At 69.8% G+C, this 16,549-nt stretch carries 17 protein-coding genes and 1 pseudogene; 6 read left to right on the top strand and 12 right to left on the bottom strand.

Features of this window, described 5'->3' with window-relative positions; translation table 11 throughout:
- Positions 1–38: 38 nt before the first annotated feature.
- Positions 39–839, bottom strand: a complete 801-nt coding sequence (locus QEG98_RS12415) for a hypothetical protein (protein ID WP_316567876.1) — start codon at positions 837–839, stop codon at positions 39–41.
- An 87-nt stretch (positions 840–926) separates the two neighbouring features.
- On the opposite strand from QEG98_RS12415, the gene QEG98_RS12410 reads away from it, so the two are divergent.
- Positions 927–1,640: a hypothetical protein gene (locus QEG98_RS12410; protein ID WP_316566894.1), complete on the top strand. Its 714-nt coding sequence runs from the start codon at positions 927–929 to the stop codon at positions 1,638–1,640.
- A gap of 173 nt (positions 1,641–1,813) precedes the next feature.
- Here the strand turns inward: QEG98_RS12410 and QEG98_RS12405 are convergent.
- Positions 1,814–2,754 (bottom strand): annotated as a pseudogene (locus tag QEG98_RS12405) (acyl-CoA dehydrogenase family protein).
- 706 nt (positions 2,755–3,460) lie between these two features.
- A complete protein-coding gene (locus tag QEG98_RS12400; RefSeq protein ID WP_316566893.1) occupies positions 3,461–4,126 on the bottom strand; it encodes an SET domain-containing protein in 666 nt (221 codons plus the stop codon).
- A gap of 95 nt (positions 4,127–4,221) precedes the next feature.
- Here QEG98_RS12400 and QEG98_RS12395 point away from each other — a divergent pair, with 95 nt between their 5' ends.
- Positions 4,222–4,596, top strand: coding sequence for a DUF423 domain-containing protein (locus QEG98_RS12395; RefSeq protein WP_316566892.1), 375 nt, complete (start codon positions 4,222–4,224; stop codon positions 4,594–4,596).
- Positions 4,597–4,603: 7 nt separating this feature from the next.
- On the opposite strand, the gene QEG98_RS12390 is transcribed toward QEG98_RS12395, so the two are convergent.
- Positions 4,604–4,912, bottom strand: coding sequence for a hypothetical protein (locus tag QEG98_RS12390; protein ID WP_171443558.1), 309 nt, complete (start codon positions 4,910–4,912; stop codon positions 4,604–4,606).
- A 40-nt stretch (positions 4,913–4,952) separates the two neighbouring features.
- Between QEG98_RS12390 and QEG98_RS12385 the strand changes: the two genes are divergently transcribed.
- Positions 4,953–6,260, top strand: a complete 1,308-nt coding sequence (locus QEG98_RS12385) for a metal-dependent hydrolase family protein (RefSeq protein WP_316566891.1) — start codon at positions 4,953–4,955, stop codon at positions 6,258–6,260.
- A gap of 4 nt (positions 6,261–6,264) precedes the next feature.
- Here the strand turns inward: QEG98_RS12385 and QEG98_RS12380 are convergent, their stop codons facing one another.
- The 4 genes from QEG98_RS12380 to QEG98_RS12365 form a co-directional block, all read right to left on the bottom strand.
- Entirely contained in the window at positions 6,265–6,882 is a 618-nt protein-coding gene (locus QEG98_RS12380) for a cupin domain-containing protein (protein WP_316566890.1), read from the bottom strand.
- 4 nt (positions 6,883–6,886) lie between these two features.
- Positions 6,887–8,290, bottom strand: a complete 1,404-nt coding sequence (locus tag QEG98_RS12375) for an amidohydrolase family protein (RefSeq protein ID WP_316566889.1) — start codon at positions 8,288–8,290, stop codon at positions 6,887–6,889.
- 166 nt (positions 8,291–8,456) lie between these two features.
- Positions 8,457–8,921 (bottom strand): 1-phosphofructokinase family hexose kinase, encoded by a 465-nt coding sequence (locus tag QEG98_RS12370; RefSeq protein ID WP_316566888.1) that lies wholly within the window; start codon positions 8,919–8,921, stop codon positions 8,457–8,459.
- The gene (locus QEG98_RS12365; protein ID WP_316566887.1) at positions 8,831–9,403 is read right to left on the bottom strand and encodes a PfkB family carbohydrate kinase; all 573 of its coding nucleotides are present in this window, start codon (positions 9,401–9,403) and stop codon (positions 8,831–8,833) included. Before QEG98_RS12365 ends, QEG98_RS12370 begins: the two co-directional genes overlap by 91 nt.
- Before the next feature lie 231 nt (positions 9,404–9,634).
- Here QEG98_RS12365 and mug point away from each other — a divergent pair, with 231 nt between their 5' ends.
- Entirely contained in the window at positions 9,635–10,135 is a 501-nt protein-coding gene (gene mug, locus QEG98_RS12360; protein WP_316566886.1) for a G/U mismatch-specific DNA glycosylase, read from the top strand.
- Between the two features lie 131 nt (positions 10,136–10,266).
- Complete coding sequence (locus QEG98_RS12355) at positions 10,267–10,854, top strand: GAF domain-containing protein (protein ID WP_090489597.1); 588 nt, start codon at positions 10,267–10,269, stop codon at positions 10,852–10,854.
- Positions 10,855–10,876: 22 nt separating this feature from the next.
- On the opposite strand, the gene QEG98_RS12350 is transcribed toward QEG98_RS12355, so the two are convergent.
- Genes QEG98_RS12350 through QEG98_RS12340 form a run of 3 tightly spaced genes read right to left on the bottom strand, consistent with a single transcriptional unit; the run spans position 10,877 to position 14,230 of the window.
- Positions 10,877–11,266, bottom strand: coding sequence for an inositol monophosphatase family protein (locus tag QEG98_RS12350; protein WP_316566885.1), 390 nt, complete (start codon positions 11,264–11,266; stop codon positions 10,877–10,879).
- The gene (locus QEG98_RS12345) at positions 11,200–11,709 is read right to left on the bottom strand and encodes a 3'(2'),5'-bisphosphate nucleotidase CysQ (RefSeq protein ID WP_316566884.1); all 510 of its coding nucleotides are present in this window, start codon (positions 11,707–11,709) and stop codon (positions 11,200–11,202) included. The genes QEG98_RS12350 and QEG98_RS12345 overlap by 67 nt, the downstream gene beginning before the upstream one ends.
- Before the next feature lie 43 nt (positions 11,710–11,752).
- The gene (locus QEG98_RS12340) at positions 11,753–14,230 is read right to left on the bottom strand and encodes a PAS domain S-box protein (RefSeq protein WP_316566883.1); all 2,478 of its coding nucleotides are present in this window, start codon (positions 14,228–14,230) and stop codon (positions 11,753–11,755) included.
- A 202-nt stretch (positions 14,231–14,432) separates the two neighbouring features.
- On the opposite strand from QEG98_RS12340, the gene QEG98_RS12335 reads away from it, so the two are divergent.
- On the top strand, positions 14,433–14,927 hold the full coding sequence (locus tag QEG98_RS12335) for a GNAT family N-acetyltransferase (RefSeq protein ID WP_316566882.1): 495 nt from the start codon (positions 14,433–14,435) through the stop codon (positions 14,925–14,927).
- Here QEG98_RS12335 and QEG98_RS12330 read toward each other — a convergent pair.
- On the bottom strand, positions 14,917–16,548 hold the full coding sequence (locus tag QEG98_RS12330; protein WP_316566881.1) for a cytochrome c family protein: 1,632 nt from the start codon (positions 16,546–16,548) through the stop codon (positions 14,917–14,919). The two genes, QEG98_RS12335 and QEG98_RS12330, sit on opposite strands and share 11 nt — an antisense overlap.
- Position 16,549 lies beyond the last annotated feature (1 nt).

The raw sequence follows: 16,549 nt of genomic DNA, 5'->3' as shown, positions 1-16,549 counted from the left end.
GCCGTCCGGCCCCACCGCCACTCCCGAAAGTCACCGGCCTACCGGGCGGACAGGCGTTTCGCTGGAGGCTGTGCGGGGAGAATGGTGGTCGCGGGCCGGGCCCCCGGGGCCGAGTCCAGGAAGGTGCCCAACAGGACCCAGCGGCGGGAGGTCTCCTCCTTCCCCTTCCGGGCCAGCAGCGGCGTCGTGTAGTGCCAGAAGGGCAGCCGGTACACAGTGATGCCGCCCACGGTGCTGACGGGGGCCATCTGCGTGAAGTGCCCGTCCTGGGCGTAGATGAGGTACTGGTGGTCCACCCCGGGCAGCGTGAGGCTGACGTGCATGTCCACGTAGCCGTCGCGGGCCTCGGGCTCCTCCGGGTGGTGGTCGTTGTGTGGCCCGGAGTAGTCCCCCGGCCCGTAGCACAGCGCCTGGATGCCCCACTTGCGCCGCAGCGCCCGGCCCGTCACCGCGGCGGCGAACCCAGCGAAGGTGTCCGAGCGCAGCATGTCCGTGAGCCCCACGGACTCCGCCGCGCGCCACGAGCGGGAGCGGCGGCTCTCCAGCAGCGCCGTGCTCACCCGCACCGTCTTGGGCAGCAGCTCCATGTAGTTCATCGTCTGCCCGGAGATGGAGTCCGCTGGAATCGGGTCCTCCATGGGCACCATCGTCTCGCGCATCGCCGCGTCCAACGCATCGCGGCATGCGGCGGCACGGCGTGGGTCGATGACACCTTGCAGTGACACGAAGGGACGCGCCGGGTCGAGCAGCGCGCCCACCACGTCACGCTCCTTGCCGTCGAGGATGCGGCGACCCCGGGGGGTCAGCCAGTCTGCGAACTCTTTGGGAAAGGCCTTCATCACGGTGGAACATAGCGCCCCACGCAACCTTTACAGCTGTCTTGTGATAATCACCGACAAGCTGATTTTTCTCGGAGCCCCCAGGCCATGTCCCGCATCGACAGCCGCCCCCGCGTCATCTCGACCCCCACCACCGCGCCTGCGCGGGCCCAGCAGGCGGCCAACGTGGCCCGGGCCACCGCCGTGGGTCACACGCAGGTGAACTCCTTCGAGGGCGCGGCCCGGGCCCGTCCGGCCGCGGCGGCCCAGCCGATTCCCGGTGCGTGGCGCGGCGGTCCGGACACCGAGGTGGGCAAGGCGGTGCAGTCCATCGTCTCGCGGCTCCAGTCGAACCCGGACGCGAACAACATCACCATCAAGGGTGACACCGCGGCCAGCCTGTTCAGCCGGGCCATCCTCGACAGCAAGCACGTGACGAACGAGCAGCTCATCGCCATGGCGAACGTGTCGCTGGACCAGCTCGCCAGCGACGAGAAGACCAAGGCGAAGGTCTACAAGAAGGTCCCGAACGTGCGCGACCTGCCGGTGCACAAGTTCACGGTGGCGATGATGTCCGCCGCGACGGGCATCGACCCGCAGAAGCTGTCCGAGGCCGTGCCGGACCTGGGCCTGACGGGCGCCCCCAACACGCCGCTGCTCTACGCGGCCAAGGGCGAAGGCATGCAGCGCTCCACCGCGCTGCACGACTTCACCGACTACCTGCGCGGCGCGGGCATCAAGGGCCTGAACAAGGCGGTGTGGGGCGTGGAGAACCGCGTCCTCTCCGCCATCGTCTCCGCCGTGGGCGGCGGCCGGTACTGAGCACCGCCACTGCGTCGCGGTGAGCACCGGGGCCGGGTTCTCCTTCGCGGAGGCCCGGCCCTTCGCCTTTCAAGCGCGCCCTGCCCCACGGCCAGGCTCGCGCGGCCGGGCCGCATCGAAGCGCTCCGCCAGAGCCGTGTGGGCAATGCCCGGCAGCGGGCGCGTCCCAACCTTCAGCCGCTTCGCCCCGTTTCCTCTTGGATGCGCTGCCGGGCCGCCTCCAGCCGCTTCGCGCGCACCTTGCCAGCGACGCCCAGCAGCACGCGGTCCCGAGCCCAGCGCTCTCGTGTGATGGCATCCGTGGCGGCCCAGAGGGGTTCGCACCGCTCCAGCACCGCGCGCTTGGTGAGCGCCAGCGCTCCGCCCAGGGCCACGTGCGTGGACGCCGCCGTCGGGTCCGACTGGGACAGGCCCCGCATCAGCACCGCCAGGGCGGACAGCTCCTCGCGCACGTCGTCCGGCCAGCCGCTGCGGCGCCCGACCTGGAGCAGCCAGCCCAGCATCGCGAGCTGGACGTGGCAGTCCTCCACGGTGCGGAAGGGCTTGAGGTAGCGCGCGTAGCCGTCTCCCGGAAGCACGTCCTCCGAGGCGACCGCCACGTCCTCCAGGGACAGCTCCGCGTGGGGAACCTCGGGGATGAAGGGCAGCTCCGGGAGCGCGCTCAGCCGCACACCGGGCCGCTTCGCGTCCACCGCCACCATGCGCAGGCGGTTGCGGCCCTGGGCGTCCTGCCCCTCCGACGCCACCACCAGCAGCAGCTCCGCGCGCGTGCCCAGGGTGACGAACGTCTTGGTGCCTGACAGGCGTGGGCCCGCGCCGGTATCCGTCAGCCGCGTCTCGATGGCATTGGGATGCGCGCCCCCGGCTCCGTGGCACAGAGCGCGATGGTCCGCTCCGCCGGGAGCTCCGGAAACAGGCGCCGGTGCGCGGCGTGGTAGCCAGAAGCGAAGGCGAACCCCAACCGGTCGGCGACAAAGCCCCCGGCCAGCGCCAGGTCCGCGGGCGAGGAGAAGCGGGAGGACAGCCCCAGGTGCTGGCGCCACCAGGCGTCGACTGAATCGAGGACCTGGGGCTCGGCGGGTGCGGTGAGCAGGAAATGGAGGACGTCGTTCACGGGGGGAGTCTATTGGCGACCCTCGCCGGCGCGTCCACCCGTTCTTGCATGAAGGGTCGAGCAGCCACCGCTGCCCTCCCCCCCAGGACTTCTCAGGGCTGTCTTACTGGCTCTGGGTATTCTGAACCACGCGGCAGCTGCGCCTACTGCACAGCAGGATGTAGCTGGCCTGCTGGTCACAGCCTCTCGCGCCAAACGTGTCACGATTCAGCCGCTGGGTTGATATCGAGTCCTGCTCACATTTCAGGTCGAAGGCCGCCTGACGAAGAAGGAGCTCCTGGATGTCGACCCCATGAGGCTCAGGGCAATACCCAAAGGCGTTGCAGCCCACCTCGTAGCGCCGAAGCTTCTGACAGCCTTCCGCATAGTACGCGCCCGACTCGTTCGGAGCCCCGGCGTAATCATAGACAGGATTGACTGCCAGGTCTTTCTCCGGACAGGCCATGTCCTGCGCAGCCTTCCCTCGGATGGCACTCAGAGCGCCGCTCCCACATCCGGATGACATCAACGCCACAACGAAAGCGAGTACGACGGCCCGCATGCAATTGGCTCCGTTTATGAAGCTCGGAAAATGTTTCGGCAGAGAACGCAAAAGACCACGAGCGCACTGTCAATGCGCAGCCCCATACGTGCCCAGCACCATCACGGCACGCACAGCCGGCACTGCGGCGCCCTCCTTGGGAGGGCGCCGGAGCCTGCGCGCAGCTCAGCTCGCGCGCTTACGGCTGGGCGACTTCGCCCGCCGCTGGGAGGACTTGCGGGTACCGGCGGATGACTTCTTCCCCGCCGCCTTCTTGGCCCCCGCGCCCTTGTTGCCCCGGGACTTCGACACAGACTTCTTTCTCGACGTCGACGAGGTCTTCGCCTTCTTGGCCGACGTCTTCCGGGCCGGCGCCTTCTTCGCCGGGGCCAGGATGGTGCCCCGGCAATTGGGCGCGCCGCAGCGGCAGACGTAGAGCGCCTCGGCTTCGGGCCCCATGTCCTCGGTGCGCTCGTAGCCGTAGTCGTACACCAGCTCCTCACCGGGCTCGATGGAGGTGAGCGCGTAGATGTAGATGTGGCCCTTTTCGATGAGGGCTTCACAGTTGGGCGCGCACGAGTGGTTGATGTAGCGCGCCTCGTTGTGAATCGTCCCCGCGTCCAGCACCGTCCTCTTGTCGAGGTTGAACAGGAACGTGTGGTGCCGCGCCATCGATTCGTCGTCGTAGCGGACGTCCGCCTCCGCCTGCGTGATGCGCTCACCGAGGTACTCGATGATGCGCGTGCCCTTGCGGATGCGGCGGATGGCGAAGGCACCCTGGCCCTGGATGGAGGACGGGTGCAGCTCGAAGGGAAGCGGCTTCGTTGAAGGAATGAAGTTGGGTGAGGTCATTCTGTTGTGAGCGCCCCAGGTGTTGATGTCGGCCAGGACGCTCCGGCTGCGGCGGTGTAGCGTGCACCAGTCCGACTTCCGATGAAAGGCGAACGATGATGCGGTGGTGGCTCGTCCTGGGTGCCGTGAACGCTTTCCTCTCCGTCAGCGCGGGGGCCTTCGGCGCGCATGCCCTGAAGAGCCGGCTGCCCCAGGACCTCCAGGTCATCTTCGAGACGGGGGCGCGGTACCACATGTACCACGCGCTGGGCCTGCTGGCCGTGGGCCTGCTGGGACACTTCCGCCCCTCGTCCCTGCTCAACGGCGCCGGCTGGGCGATGCTGGTGGGCATCGTCCTGTTCTCTGGCAGCCTCTACGCGCTCGCCCTCTCCGGCGTGCGCGTGCTGGGAGCCATCACCCCGCTGGGGGGCCTGGGCTTCCTCGCCGGCTGGCTCCTGTTCGCGGTGGCCGCCTGGCGCACCACGAACTGAGCCCCGCTCACTCCCTCCAGGACGGGGGGAGTGGGTAGTACCGGTCGAGGTCGTCGTGGTTGACGAAGCCACACGCCTCCCGCTGCACCATGAAGCACCAGCGCTGGTGCTCGGCTTCCTTGCGCAGGGCCTGGTGGCGGGCAATCTGCGCGCGCCGGTCGGCGGTCCGGAGGGACCGCAGTTGACGTTCGACCTCGGACAGCTCCCGCAGCGTCTCCTCCAGCTTCACTTCCAATTTCCGGAGCGAGGAGGCCTTCTCCGTCTGGAACTCGGCCTCTAGCGCCTGCAGTGCGTTCGAGCGGTCTTGGAAAGCCATGCCCGTCGAATTAACACCCAGGCCTTCCCGCCGCCCGAGCTTGCTCGCTCCCCTGCCTATGCGCGCCTTCCTCTTCGTCTCGCTGTTCGCCACCACCGTGGCGACCGCTGCCGAACCGACGCACACCGCCCCACCAGCGTCCTATCTGTTGCGTCCCGACCGCGTCTTCGACGGTGTCACCGCCAGGCCGCACACGGGCTGGGTCGTCCTGGTGACGGGCGGCCGCATCGCCGCCGCGGGTCCGGAAGCCAGGGTGAAGGTCCCCCAGGGCACCACGTCCGTTGACTTGAGCGGCACCACGCTGCTGCCCGGCCTCATCGAGGGCCACTCCCACCTGCTCCTCCATCCGTACAACGAGGCGTCCTGGAACGACCAGGTGCTGAAGGAGTCGCTGGCGCTGCGGGTGGCCCGCGCCACCAACCACGCCCGCGCCACGCTGGCGGCGGGCTTCACCACCGCCAGGGACCTGGGCACCGAGGGCGCGGCCGACGCGGACGTCGGCCTCAAGCAGGCCATCCACCAGGGCATCATCCCCGGCCCGCGCCTGCTGGTGGCCACGCGCGCCATCGTCGCCACTGGCAGCTATGGCCCCAAGGGCTTCGCCTCGGAGTGGCACGTCCCCCAGGGCGCGGAAGAGGCGGACGGCGTGGAGACCCTCACCCGGGTGGTGCGCGCACAAATCGGCCAGGGCGCGGACTGGGTGAAGGTGTACGGCGACTACCGCTGGGGCCCCAACCAGGAAGCCCGCCCCACCTTCTCCCTGGAGGAACTGAAGCGCATCGTCGACACGGCCCGAAGCAGTGGCCGCCCGGTGTCCGTCCATGCGAGCACGCCGGAGGGCATCCGCCGCGCGGTGCTGGCCGGCGCGGAGAGCATCGAGCACGGGGACGAAGGCACCGCCGAGGTGTTCCGCCTCATGGCCCAGCGGGGCGTCTACCTCTGCCCCACCCTGGCCGCCAGCGAAGCGATGTTTGAACACCGCGGCTACAAGCGCGGCGTGGACCCGGAGCCCGCCCACCTCCAACAGAAGCGCGCCACCTTCCGCGCGGCCCTCAACGCCGGCGTCCCCATGTGCGCGGGTGGAGACTCCGGCGTCTTCCCCCACGGGGAGAATGCGCGTGAGTTGGAGCTGATGGTGGCCTACGGCATGACGCCCGCGCAGGCGCTCCAGGCCGCCACCTCCAACAACGCGGCGATGCTCCACCGCGAGGACCAGCTGGGCCAGGTGAAGGCGGGGCTGCTCGCGGACCTGGTGGCGGTGGAGGGCGACCCGACGAAGGACATCACCACCCTGCGCAAGGTGCGCTGGGTGATGAAGGGCGGCACCGTCGCCGTGGAGCGTCGCTGAGGCGTTACGGCTTCCAGGCCGAGGACCACACGCCCTGCTTGCCCGTCACCGGGTCCGCCCCGGGCAGGGGCACCTGGGCAATCCGCCGGACGGAGGTGTCGTGCGTCGCCTTCTCCGGGCGCTGCAAATCGTAGTCGCCCGTCCCCTCCGGGTAGCCGCCCACCACCAGGAAGTCCCCGCTGGCCTCCAACCGGCGGTGGCCCGTGCCCGCGGGGAGCACCAGCACATCGCCGGCGTGGACGGTGACCTCCTGCCCGGACTCGCCGCCCAGCTTCAGCCGCGCGGTGCCAGAAGCTACGCCCAGCACCTCGTGCGCATTGGAGTGATAGTGGTGGAAGTCATAGACGGTGTACCGCCAGCGCGCCGGCCAGCCATTCGCGGTGAACAGCTTCTCCAGCGCGCTCGCCTTGTCCCCTTCCAGCGTCACGCCGCGATAGACGAGCGTGGGCAAGCGGCTGTTCGGCGTCATCCCGTCATCCTTGAACAGCAGCCGCTCAGGTGATGCCGCCTGCTGCACCTTCGACGTGGACGGTTGGAGTGTCGTCTGTGTCATGCCCGGAGCTCCCAGCAGGAAGGTGGTGGCCAGGGCGCCGCGAAGCAACCGGCGCTGCAGTCGCGTCATCGCCTCACTCCTGGGTGGGGGCCGCGGTGGGCCCCGGCACCTGCTTGCCTCGGTGCCACACCGACTCGATGCGGGAGAGGTCGTCGATGTTCGTCGAAGGGTTCCCCTGCACCACCACCAGGTCCGCCCGCCGCCCGGCTTCGATGACGCCCCGGTCCTTCAACCCCAGCAACTCCGCCGCGTTCGCCGTGGCCATCTGGATGGCCTGCAACGGCGTGAGGCCCGCCTCCGTGAGCAGCTTCAGCTCGCGGTGCTCGGCGAAACCCGGGATGCGCACGGGCGTGGCGCCGGAGTCCGTGCCGAAGCCAATCCGGACGCCCGCGTCGTGGAGCGTCTTCACGTTCTTCAGGTTGATGGTCAGCGCCTGCTTGTTCACCGGCGCTGTCTTCCCATCCTCCAGCACGCTGGCGCGCCACGCCGGGTCATCCAACTGGCGCGCCAGGTCGGGTGACAGCGCGCGGCGGAAGAAGGGGTCGGCCATCCACGCCGGTCCCTCGGCGTAGATGTAGAACGACTCATTGAGGCCCAACGTGGGGATGTACCAGGTGCCCCGCGCCTTCATCGCGTCCACGAGCTCCGCGTCCACCTCCCTGTCGCGAACGCCGTGCGCGAGCACATCCACCCCTGCCGCGACCAGGCGCTTGGCGTCCTCCAGGTCATGGATGTGCGCGGCGACCCGCAGTCCCTGCCGGTGCGCCTCGTCAATCACCGCCGTGTAGACCTCCGGCGTCATCTTGTTCTTCACCGTTCCGCCGAAGTCATCCACCCAGACCTTCACGAACGCCGGGTGGCGGGACGCCGTCTCGCGCACGTCCTGGCGCGCCTCGTCGGGCGTCGCGGGGCGATAGAGCTGATGCTCGACGACCTTCATCGGCGGCGCCCCTTCCGGCACGCCGATGCCCTGGTCCCCGCTGAGGATGGAGGCGCCCGGCAGCGTGCCTTGCTCGACCTCCTTCTGGAGTTCGTAGACGAGCGGCGTGTTGAGGCCCAGCGACGTCACCGTCGTCACGCCGTAGGACTCCCACTGCGTGAGCTGCCGCGCGATGTTGTCGCGCTGGTAGTTCTGCCCGCCCGAATCCGTGCCTCGCGTCATTCCCAGGTGGGAGTGGTTGGAGATGAGACCGGGAAGCACCGTCCGTCCCGGCAGCTCGATGACCGTGGCCGAGGCGGGCACTTCCACTTCATCCACCGGCCCCACGCGCTGAAGCGTCGCGCCCTGGATGACGACGGCGGCGTTCTCCAGCGGCGCACCGCCGCGCCCGTCGATGACCCGCACGCCCCGCAGCACCGTCACCTTCTCCGAATCCTCGCTGCGCAGCCCTTGTCGGCCCTGGCAGGCCAGCAGTCCCGTCGTCAGGGCACCGGCCAGGAGGAGCCGGCCCCAGGCATGGCGGAGTGGATGCTTCATGCGTGTCACCTCGGAAGCGTGGAGCGCGGGCCCTCGCCCCGAAAGCCCGCTCGTACACCGGCAACATGTTCGCGCCGCCACCACCTCGCACCCCGAATTCGGCCTCGCCGCCTCCACTCCTGGGAATGGAAGGGACAATCCCTCCTTCCCACGGAGGGCGGGGGGCCTACGGACGCGACACCGGCTCCGCCTTCACCTGGGTGAAGAGCCGCTCCACGTCCGCCCGGTAACACAGGTCCGTCCCCTGGGTGAGCAGCGCGGCCGTCCCGGAGGCGATGCCCCAGCGCAGCGCGTCCTCAGTGGACTGCCCCCGCGCGAGCGCAAGTGTCATCCCCGCGACAAAGCTGTCCCCCGCCCCCACCGAGCTGTACGTCCGCACCGGGGGCGGCGTCGCCCGGAACTGGGCGGTGCGCGTCGTCACCAGCGCGCCGTCCGCGCCCATGGACACCGCCAGCACTTCGGCGCGGCCCTGGGCCACCAGCTCGCGCGCCGCGGCGGCCTGGGTGGCGAAGTCTTCCACCGACGCGCCGCTCAAGTCCCTCAGCTCGCGGCGGTTGGGCTTGGCCATGAACACGCCCTCTTCCAGCGCGGCCCGCAGCGGCGGACCGTTGGTGTCCACCACCACGCGCACGGCCAGGCGCTTCCCCAGCCGGGCCACACGGGCATAGAAGTCCTCCGGTACGCCGGGCGCCGGCTGCCGCTGGCGACGATGAAGGCCGCACCCACGGCCACGTCCTCCAGTGCGTTGAGGCAGCGCTGCCACTCGCGCTCGGACAGCGTGGGCCCCGGCAGGATGAAGCGGTACTCACGCGCGCCCGTGCCTTCCGCCACCGTGAAGCTCTCCCGGGTGGCGTCCTGCAACGGCACGGAGCGGCGCAGCAGGCCCTTTTCCTCCAGGAGCTCCTCCAGTTGGCTCCCGGTGGCCCCGCCCCGCGTGTAGACGGCGATGGCCTCACCGCCCAGCTCACGCACCACGCGCGCCACGTTGATGCCGCCCCCACCCGGGTCCCTGCGCACGGGGCCACAGCGCAGCTTGTGCTCCGGCGTGACTTCCGGCACGGACGTGGCCACGTCGATGGTCGGGTTGAGCGTCAGGGTGACGATGTGCGGCATCGCGAAGGGCCTCCTGGGTTGCATCGGCGCGAAAGGGCCGAGCCTGCCCCACCCCGCGCACATTCGCCAGCCATCCGAGCGCCCGCGCCGCTCCGTCCCACGGGCAACACCCCACCCCGTGCATGGGGCCCTGGGGGGTTGCCTTCCCAGGTAGGCTCGCGAAGATGCGCGCCCATGACACCGCTCCGTCGCCCTTCGCGAGATGAGCTGGACGCAGCCACCGGTCGCACCATGCCGGACGTCATCGCTCCCCGGCTGCGCGTGCTCTTCTGCGGCATCAACCCCAGCCTCTACTCCGCGGTGGTGGGCTATCACTTCGCGCGGCCCGGCAATCGCTTCTGGCCCACGCTGCATGCCGCGGGCATCACCCCGCACACCTTCCAACCCACGGAGCAGGAGTCCTTGCTCGCGCTGGGCTACGGCATCACCAACGTGGTGGACCGCGCCACCGCCACCGCGGACCTGCTGAACCCCGCCGAGCTGGCCCGGGGCGCGAAGGCGCTGGAAGCCAAGGTGGCGCGCTATCAGCCCCGCTTCCTCGCGGTGCTGGGCGTGAGCGCCTACCGCATCGCCTTTGGCCGTCCCAAGGCCGCGCTGGGCGCGCAACCGGAGCGACTGGGCGACACGCGCTTGTGGGTGCTGCCCAATCCCAGCGGGCTCAACGCGCACTACCAACTCGACGCGCTGGGCCGCCTTTTCGGCGAGCTGCGACGCGCCGTGGAGCAGGGCTGACGACTCCCGGTGCGAGTTCGCGGTGCCTCGCGCACCGTGCCTTGACCCACGGGTGCTCCCGCATGCAACGCTGCCCGCCAGGTTCCCCCGGACCTGCATCGCAACAGGCGCCCCCACCTGGAGCAGACCCCATGGCCTCGAAGGCATTCGCAGCAATCATGAACGTATCGCAGCTACTCCTGGAGCGCGGCTTCGAGACCGCGACAGTCTCGGAGGCCCTGGGCCAGGTGGGCGTCGCGCTCGACGTCGACCGCGTCTACATCTTCGAGAACGCCACCAGCCCCACGGGCGAGCTGCTGTGCAACCAGCGCTACGAGTGGACCGCGTCCGCGGCCTCCGCGCAGCTGGACAACCCCGAGCTCCAGAACGTCCCCTACGCGGAGGTCATGCCCTCCTGGGTCGCGCCGCTGTCGTCGGGCAAGGCCGTCCAGGGACCGCCCCGTGCCTTCCCGTCGCCCGCTCGGGAGCTGCTGGAGGCCCAGGACATCCGGTCGCTGCTGGTCTGCCCCATCACCGTGGGCGGCGAGTGGTGGGGCTTCGTGGGCTTCGACGACTGCCGGACGGAGCGCAAGTGGCCGCCGACGGAGGTCTCCGTGCTCCAGGCCCTGTCCAACGCGCTCGCGGGCTCGCTCCGCCATGCGCGGCTGCGCAGCATGCTCTCCGGCGTGCAGTCCCAGCTGCGCACCATCATCCAGCGCTGCGAGACGACGGCGTCCTGACGCGAGCGGCGTCCGCGAGGCCTCAGCGAAGAATGCCGGCCTCGCGGGCGAACCCGGCCACCACGGGCGCCACGTGCTCGAAGGCGGCGGCGTTGCAGGCCAGCAGGCCGCGGCGGTTCTGGAGCTCCGAACCGTCATAGGCGTACGGCGTCCCGCCCAGGTCCGTGAGGATGCCGCCCGCCGCGCGCAGCACCGCTTCGGGCGCGCAGTTGTCCCAGCGATAGCTCTTGTCGCTGACGTGCAGGTAGAGGTCGCAGGCGGCCTCCGCCAGCAGACCGCACTTGAGGCCCACGGAGCCACACGCCTGCTCGTGCGTGATGCCCAGCCGCTGGGCCACCGCGTCCGTCAGGCGCGAGCGGTGTGAGCGGGACACCACCAGCCGCAGCGCGGACGGCTCCGCCGTGTCCGACACCCGCAGGGCGCGGCGCCCCTCGCGTCCTCCACGAAGCCGCCCTGCCCCACCACGCCCCAGTACAGCGTGTCTCCAACGGGCCGGTACACGACGCCCAGCGTGGCCATCCCCGCGATGGCGAGCCCGATATGGATGGCGAACTCGCCGTTGCGGTTGACGAACTCCTGCGTGCCGTCCATGGGGTCCACGAACCAGCAGCGCTCGAAGCGGCTCGCGCCGGAGGTGTTGTCGGACTCCTCGGCCACGACCCCGTCGGAAGGGAATGCGTCGCGCAGCGCTTCCACGATGAAGGCGTTGGCGCGCTCGTCGGCCTCGGTGACGGGCCCCATGCCGCCCGCCTTGTCATGGACGGCGAAGGGCGTGGCGTAGACCTCCAGGAGGATGGCTCCCGCCTGGCGGGCTACGCGGCGGGCGATGTCGAGTTCGGTGTCGAGCGGATGCATGCAGTGGCCGAAGTCTGCCCCTCCGTCCTCCTCCAGTCACGGCTCAGCGAGCCTCCGGGGGAAGGTCGACGACGAAGGTGGCGCCCTTCCCCGGCTGGCTTTCGACGCGAATCGTCCCGCCGTGCGCTTCCACGAGCCGCCGGGTGATGAAGAGCCCCAGCCCCAGGCCTCCGTAGTTGCGGGACGCGGCGCGCTCGAAGCGGTCGAAGATGCGCGGCTGCGCCTCCAGGGGAATGCCCACGCCATGGTCCTGGATGCGGATGCGGGCCCCCTCCCCGACGCGTGACACCTCCATGCGGATGGGCTTGCCGGCGCCGTACTTCATCGCGTTGGTCAGCAGGTTGATCATTACCTGCTCCATCCGGAGCCGGTCCCATCGCCCCAGGACCGGCGTGGGCGCCACCAGCTCGAACACGCAGCCCGCCCGGCCCATCTGTCCCCGCAGGTGGCCCGTGACGTCCCGGGCCACCGCCACCAGGTCCATGTCCTCGCGCCGCAGGTCCACCTGGCGCTCGTTGACGCGCGACACGTCCAGCAGATGCTCCACCAGGTGCGACAGACGCCGGAGCTGATCCCCGAAGACATCCAGCAGGGCGGCCACCTTCTCCACGGGAAGCTGGCCGGACTCCTGCCGAGACAGGGTCCGCGTCAGTTGCTGCACACGCAGCTTCATGGAGGTGACGGGCGTCTTCAGCTCATGCGAGGCAATCGACAGGAACTCGTCGCGAGCGCGGATGGACTCCTGGGCCTTGCGATAGAGCTCGGCGTTCTCGATGGCGAAGGCCGCGCGCTGCCCCAGCTCCTCGGCCAGTGAGCGCTCGCGTGGGCCATACGGACGCCCCGGATGCGCCGCGACAACGGACAGCACGCCCAGGATGGGGCCCCGCGCTCGCAGCGGGACATTCAGTGATGCCCGAGCGCTCAGTGCCCTCACCGCGCTCCACCGTTCGTCTCGGAGCCCATCCGGGTCCAGCAGGCCCAGGGCATCCGGGGACGACTCCGAATGCCCCGTCTCCAGCACCCCATAGGGACCATCCCGCGGACCGGAGACGGGGGGATGGGCCTGGAGGAACTCGCGAACGGTGCGGCCCCCTTCGGGCGAACTGGCGGCGACGGCCACGGGGCGCAGCGCCGCGTCCTTGCCCAACAGGGAGACGACGCACAGCTCCCCCAGGGTGGGGACGGACAGCTCCGCCACGCGCTGGAGCGTGGTCTCCGAGTCGAGCGACGTCACCAGCGCCTGGCTGGCCTCCGACAGGAAGCGCTGCCCCAGCTCCATCTGCTTGAGCTCGGTGACGTCGGTGGAGATACCGCACAGCGCATAGAGCGTGCCCGAGGAATCGATGAGCGGGAACTTCTGCGTGAGGTGGGTGTGGACGCCGTCTTCCAGGGGGATGCACTCCTCCCGCTGGACGAGCTCCCCGGTGGTGAAGACGGCCTGACTCGTCTCACGGAAGCGCGCCGCCTGCGGCCCGGGGAAGATGTCCGACGTGGACTTCCCAGCGACCTCCTGCAGCGTGCGGTGGAAGAGCCGCTCCCACTCGCGGTTCACGAAGATGTAGCGCTCCTGCCGGTCGAGGATGAAGAACACGGCGTTGGCGTTGTCCAGGATGGCGCGCAGCCGCTTCTCGCTCTCGGCGAGCGCGTCCTCGGCGCGCTTGCGCTCCGTCACGTCGGTCAGCACCGCCAGCGACCGAACCATCTGGCCCGACGCGTCCCGCTCCGAGATGGCGGAGAGGAGGACGTCGAGCACCTCGCCGTTCTTCTTCAGAATCTGGTACGGCACGTCCTTGCAGACGCCCGTCTTGAAGAACACGGGCAGGACGTGCTCGGTCGCATACCGGCGAGACTCCGGCGTGAAGAAGTCCACGGAGTGACGGCCCAGGACCTCCTCGCGCGAATAGCCCAGGGTGCGCAGCCAGAACTCGCTGACGCTGACCAGCCGGCCCTCCGCGTCGATGGAGTGCATCATCGCAGGCGTGTACCTGTAGAGGCTCCGGAACTTCTCTTCCTCCGCGCGAAGCGCTGCCTCCGTCTGCTTGATGGCGGTGATGTCCCGGAACACGGACGCCGCGCCGTATACGTCTCCCGTCGAGTCGGTGAGCACGCGCGCGCCCACCTGCAGCCAGAGGCCCTTGGGGTGGCGGGCGTTGCGTACGTAGACCTCCGCCTGGTCCACCGCCTCGCCATGCAGCAGGGCACGGCTGAGCGGCAGCGTCTCGACGGGATAGGGCGTCACGGTGTCGGGGAGGTAGAGCCCGAAGTACTTCGACCACTGGGACACCGGCATCTCCGGCGGGGGCAGCGCGCCGAAGATCTGCTGGGCCATGGGGTTGAGGAGGACGAACCGGCCGTGCCGGTCGACCACCGTCACGCCATCTCCCATGCTGAGGAAGACCGCCTCCAGGATGCCGAGCGGGATGCCGCCCTCGCCGTCCGCGAAGGCATGCCCGCCGGGACGCGTGCCATCGTCCCGGGCGAGCGGAGCCGACATCCAGGTGCTGTCTTCCAGGTGGTCCATGGGAGGGGCGCGTCCAACGCAAGGAGGCAACGAGGCGCCCTCCCCGTTGGCGTGCCTCCCGTCCACCAACGACTCCTGGACGCCCTTCCTCGTCAACAATGTTGTCTCGTGGCCACGCCGCCAAGCCGTGCATTCCAACGAGGCCATCGCTCGGTGAAGAAGCCCGTTATAGGAAGGGGCCATGCCTTCGCCAGGAGCCGCCATGCCCGTCACCCTCCGTCCCGCCAAGCCCTCGGATGAGCCCGCCCTGGGGCGCATGGGCGCGGCGCTCGCCCGGCAACACCACGCCTTCGACACCGCGCGCTTCATGCTCCCAGACGACGTGGAGTCGGGCTACCGCGGGTGGCTGGGCCGCGAGGCCAGGAAGCCCGACGCGGTCGTCCTGGTGGCGGAGCTGGACGGCGAGGTCGTGGGCTACGCCTACGGCCGCGTGGAAGGCATGGACTGGAATGCCCTGCTGGACCGCAGCGGCGGCTTCCATGACATCTGGGTGGACGAGAAGGCCCGTGGCGCGGGCGTGGGCGTCCTGCTCGCGGAGGAGATGATGAAGCGCCTGACGGCCCTGGGGGTGCCGCGCGTCGTCCTCCACACCGCCGCGCAGAACGCGACCGCGCAGCGCCTGTTCGCGAAGCTGGGGTGGCGCCCCACCATGGTGGAGATGACGCGCGAGGCGCCCCCTCGTGACGCTATTGAATGATTCGCCGCATCGTCGGGGGATGGGCCACCGCGGCCTTCTCGCTCGGCGTCAGACGCATGGACTTCAGCGACGGTGCCTGGGACGGTGGCAGGCCCTGCGCCAGTCCGAAGACGAAGCTGAAATCCGACGCGATGCCCGTCTTGCCAGCGAGCGTCGCGTTCCGGTGACAGACGATGCAGTTGCTCGCCTGGGGCCCCTGGCCGAAGTCCGCGGTCCGCTGGATATAGGTCTCCATGGTCGTGTTGGCGATGGCCACTGACCCGGAGGGCGTGGGCGCGGCGAAGGGCAGCGGCGCCTTCACGGGCTTCGTCGGGCTGGGGCTGGGATTGGTGGACCAGAGCACGTTCACCAGCACGTAGTGCTTCCATACCGATTCCGGGAAGTGCGTCGCGATGTTCTGCTGGACCCGTTGATTCACCCGCTTCGCCATCGGGTCGATGGGCGTCAGCCGCGTCACCTGGATGGGCACGGGCCCCGGGCAGCCGTCGCCAATGTGGTACGGCGGCGGCACGTTGGGCTCGCACCCCACCGTCACCTCCGTGGACGTCCCATCCGCCGCGCAGTTGGCGGGCACCGTCAGCGTGCGCGGCGAGCAGGCGGCATCGAAGAAGTTCCACGCGCCCGTCCCCGCGTCGGTGCCCTGGTCCGGCGCATTCGCCTCGTGTTCGAACGTGGCCCAGATGATGGACGGTTGGGACTGGGTGGCATGGATGATGTGCAGCCCCACCAGCGCCACGGTCGCCGTCCTACACCGCTGCGTCGACGGGTCCACCACCACGGCGGGCGACAGCTTGTACGTGTTCCAGCGCGCGTCGGAGGGATTGGCCACTTCCATCCACGCCGACTTCAGCTCGATGGCGCCCACCGAGCCGGGCGCTGGCTGGTACGCGCCTTGTGGCAGGACCACGGGCACGCCGGAATCCACCAGGGCCAGCTGGTTCGCCGCGTTGTAGAGACCCGCGTCGACGATGTAGTCGTATTCGGGCTGGTTGACCTTCACGTCGTACCAGACGTTGGTGTCTCCGGGCGCCCCCAGCCACGCGGGCGAGCCGTCGAAGGGGAACGCCTGGTTCGCGCTCCCGGGGAAGAAGTTCTCCGCGAACTTCGACGCGACCATCAACGGCAGGCGTTCCCGGGCCTGCGCCACGGAGAGCCCCGCTTCCGCCAGACACGCATCCGTGATGCGTGCCTGCGTGCCCCAGGCGGGAGGCGCGCCCCCGTCCGGCAGGAAGAGCTGGCCGGTGCTCATGTACGTCTGCCATTGCACGGGCTCCAGGTCCCCGGGGGTGCCAAAACCAGCCGTCCCCCCGTCCATGCCGGACTCGGGCCAGTTCAACGCGATGAACTGCTGCCAGGCGAAGCAGTTCGCGTCTTCCTGGCCCACCACCTGGCTGAAGTCCGGAGGCACCTCCGGGCCGAGCTCCAGAATCTGCTGACTGCCGCAGTTGAATTGCGGTGGAGCGCCGGAGGGGGCTGCACGGGCGGGAGCCGGAGCCCCCGTCTCCGCCTGGGCAACAGTCCCCCCCGGAGGCGCTTCCCGGGAGGCCCTGTCCCTGGCACAGCCAGCGGCGAGCAACAGCGACGCCAACGCGACGCCAACGCGATTCTGGAGCACGGGCATG

The organism is Myxococcus sp. MxC21-1, from assembly GCF_032612255.1.
GTDB lineage: Bacteria > Myxococcota > Myxococcia > Myxococcales > Myxococcaceae > Myxococcus > Myxococcus virescens.
The sequence above is the reverse complement of the archived record's forward strand: the minus strand, read 5'-3'. Positions and strand labels throughout refer to the sequence as shown.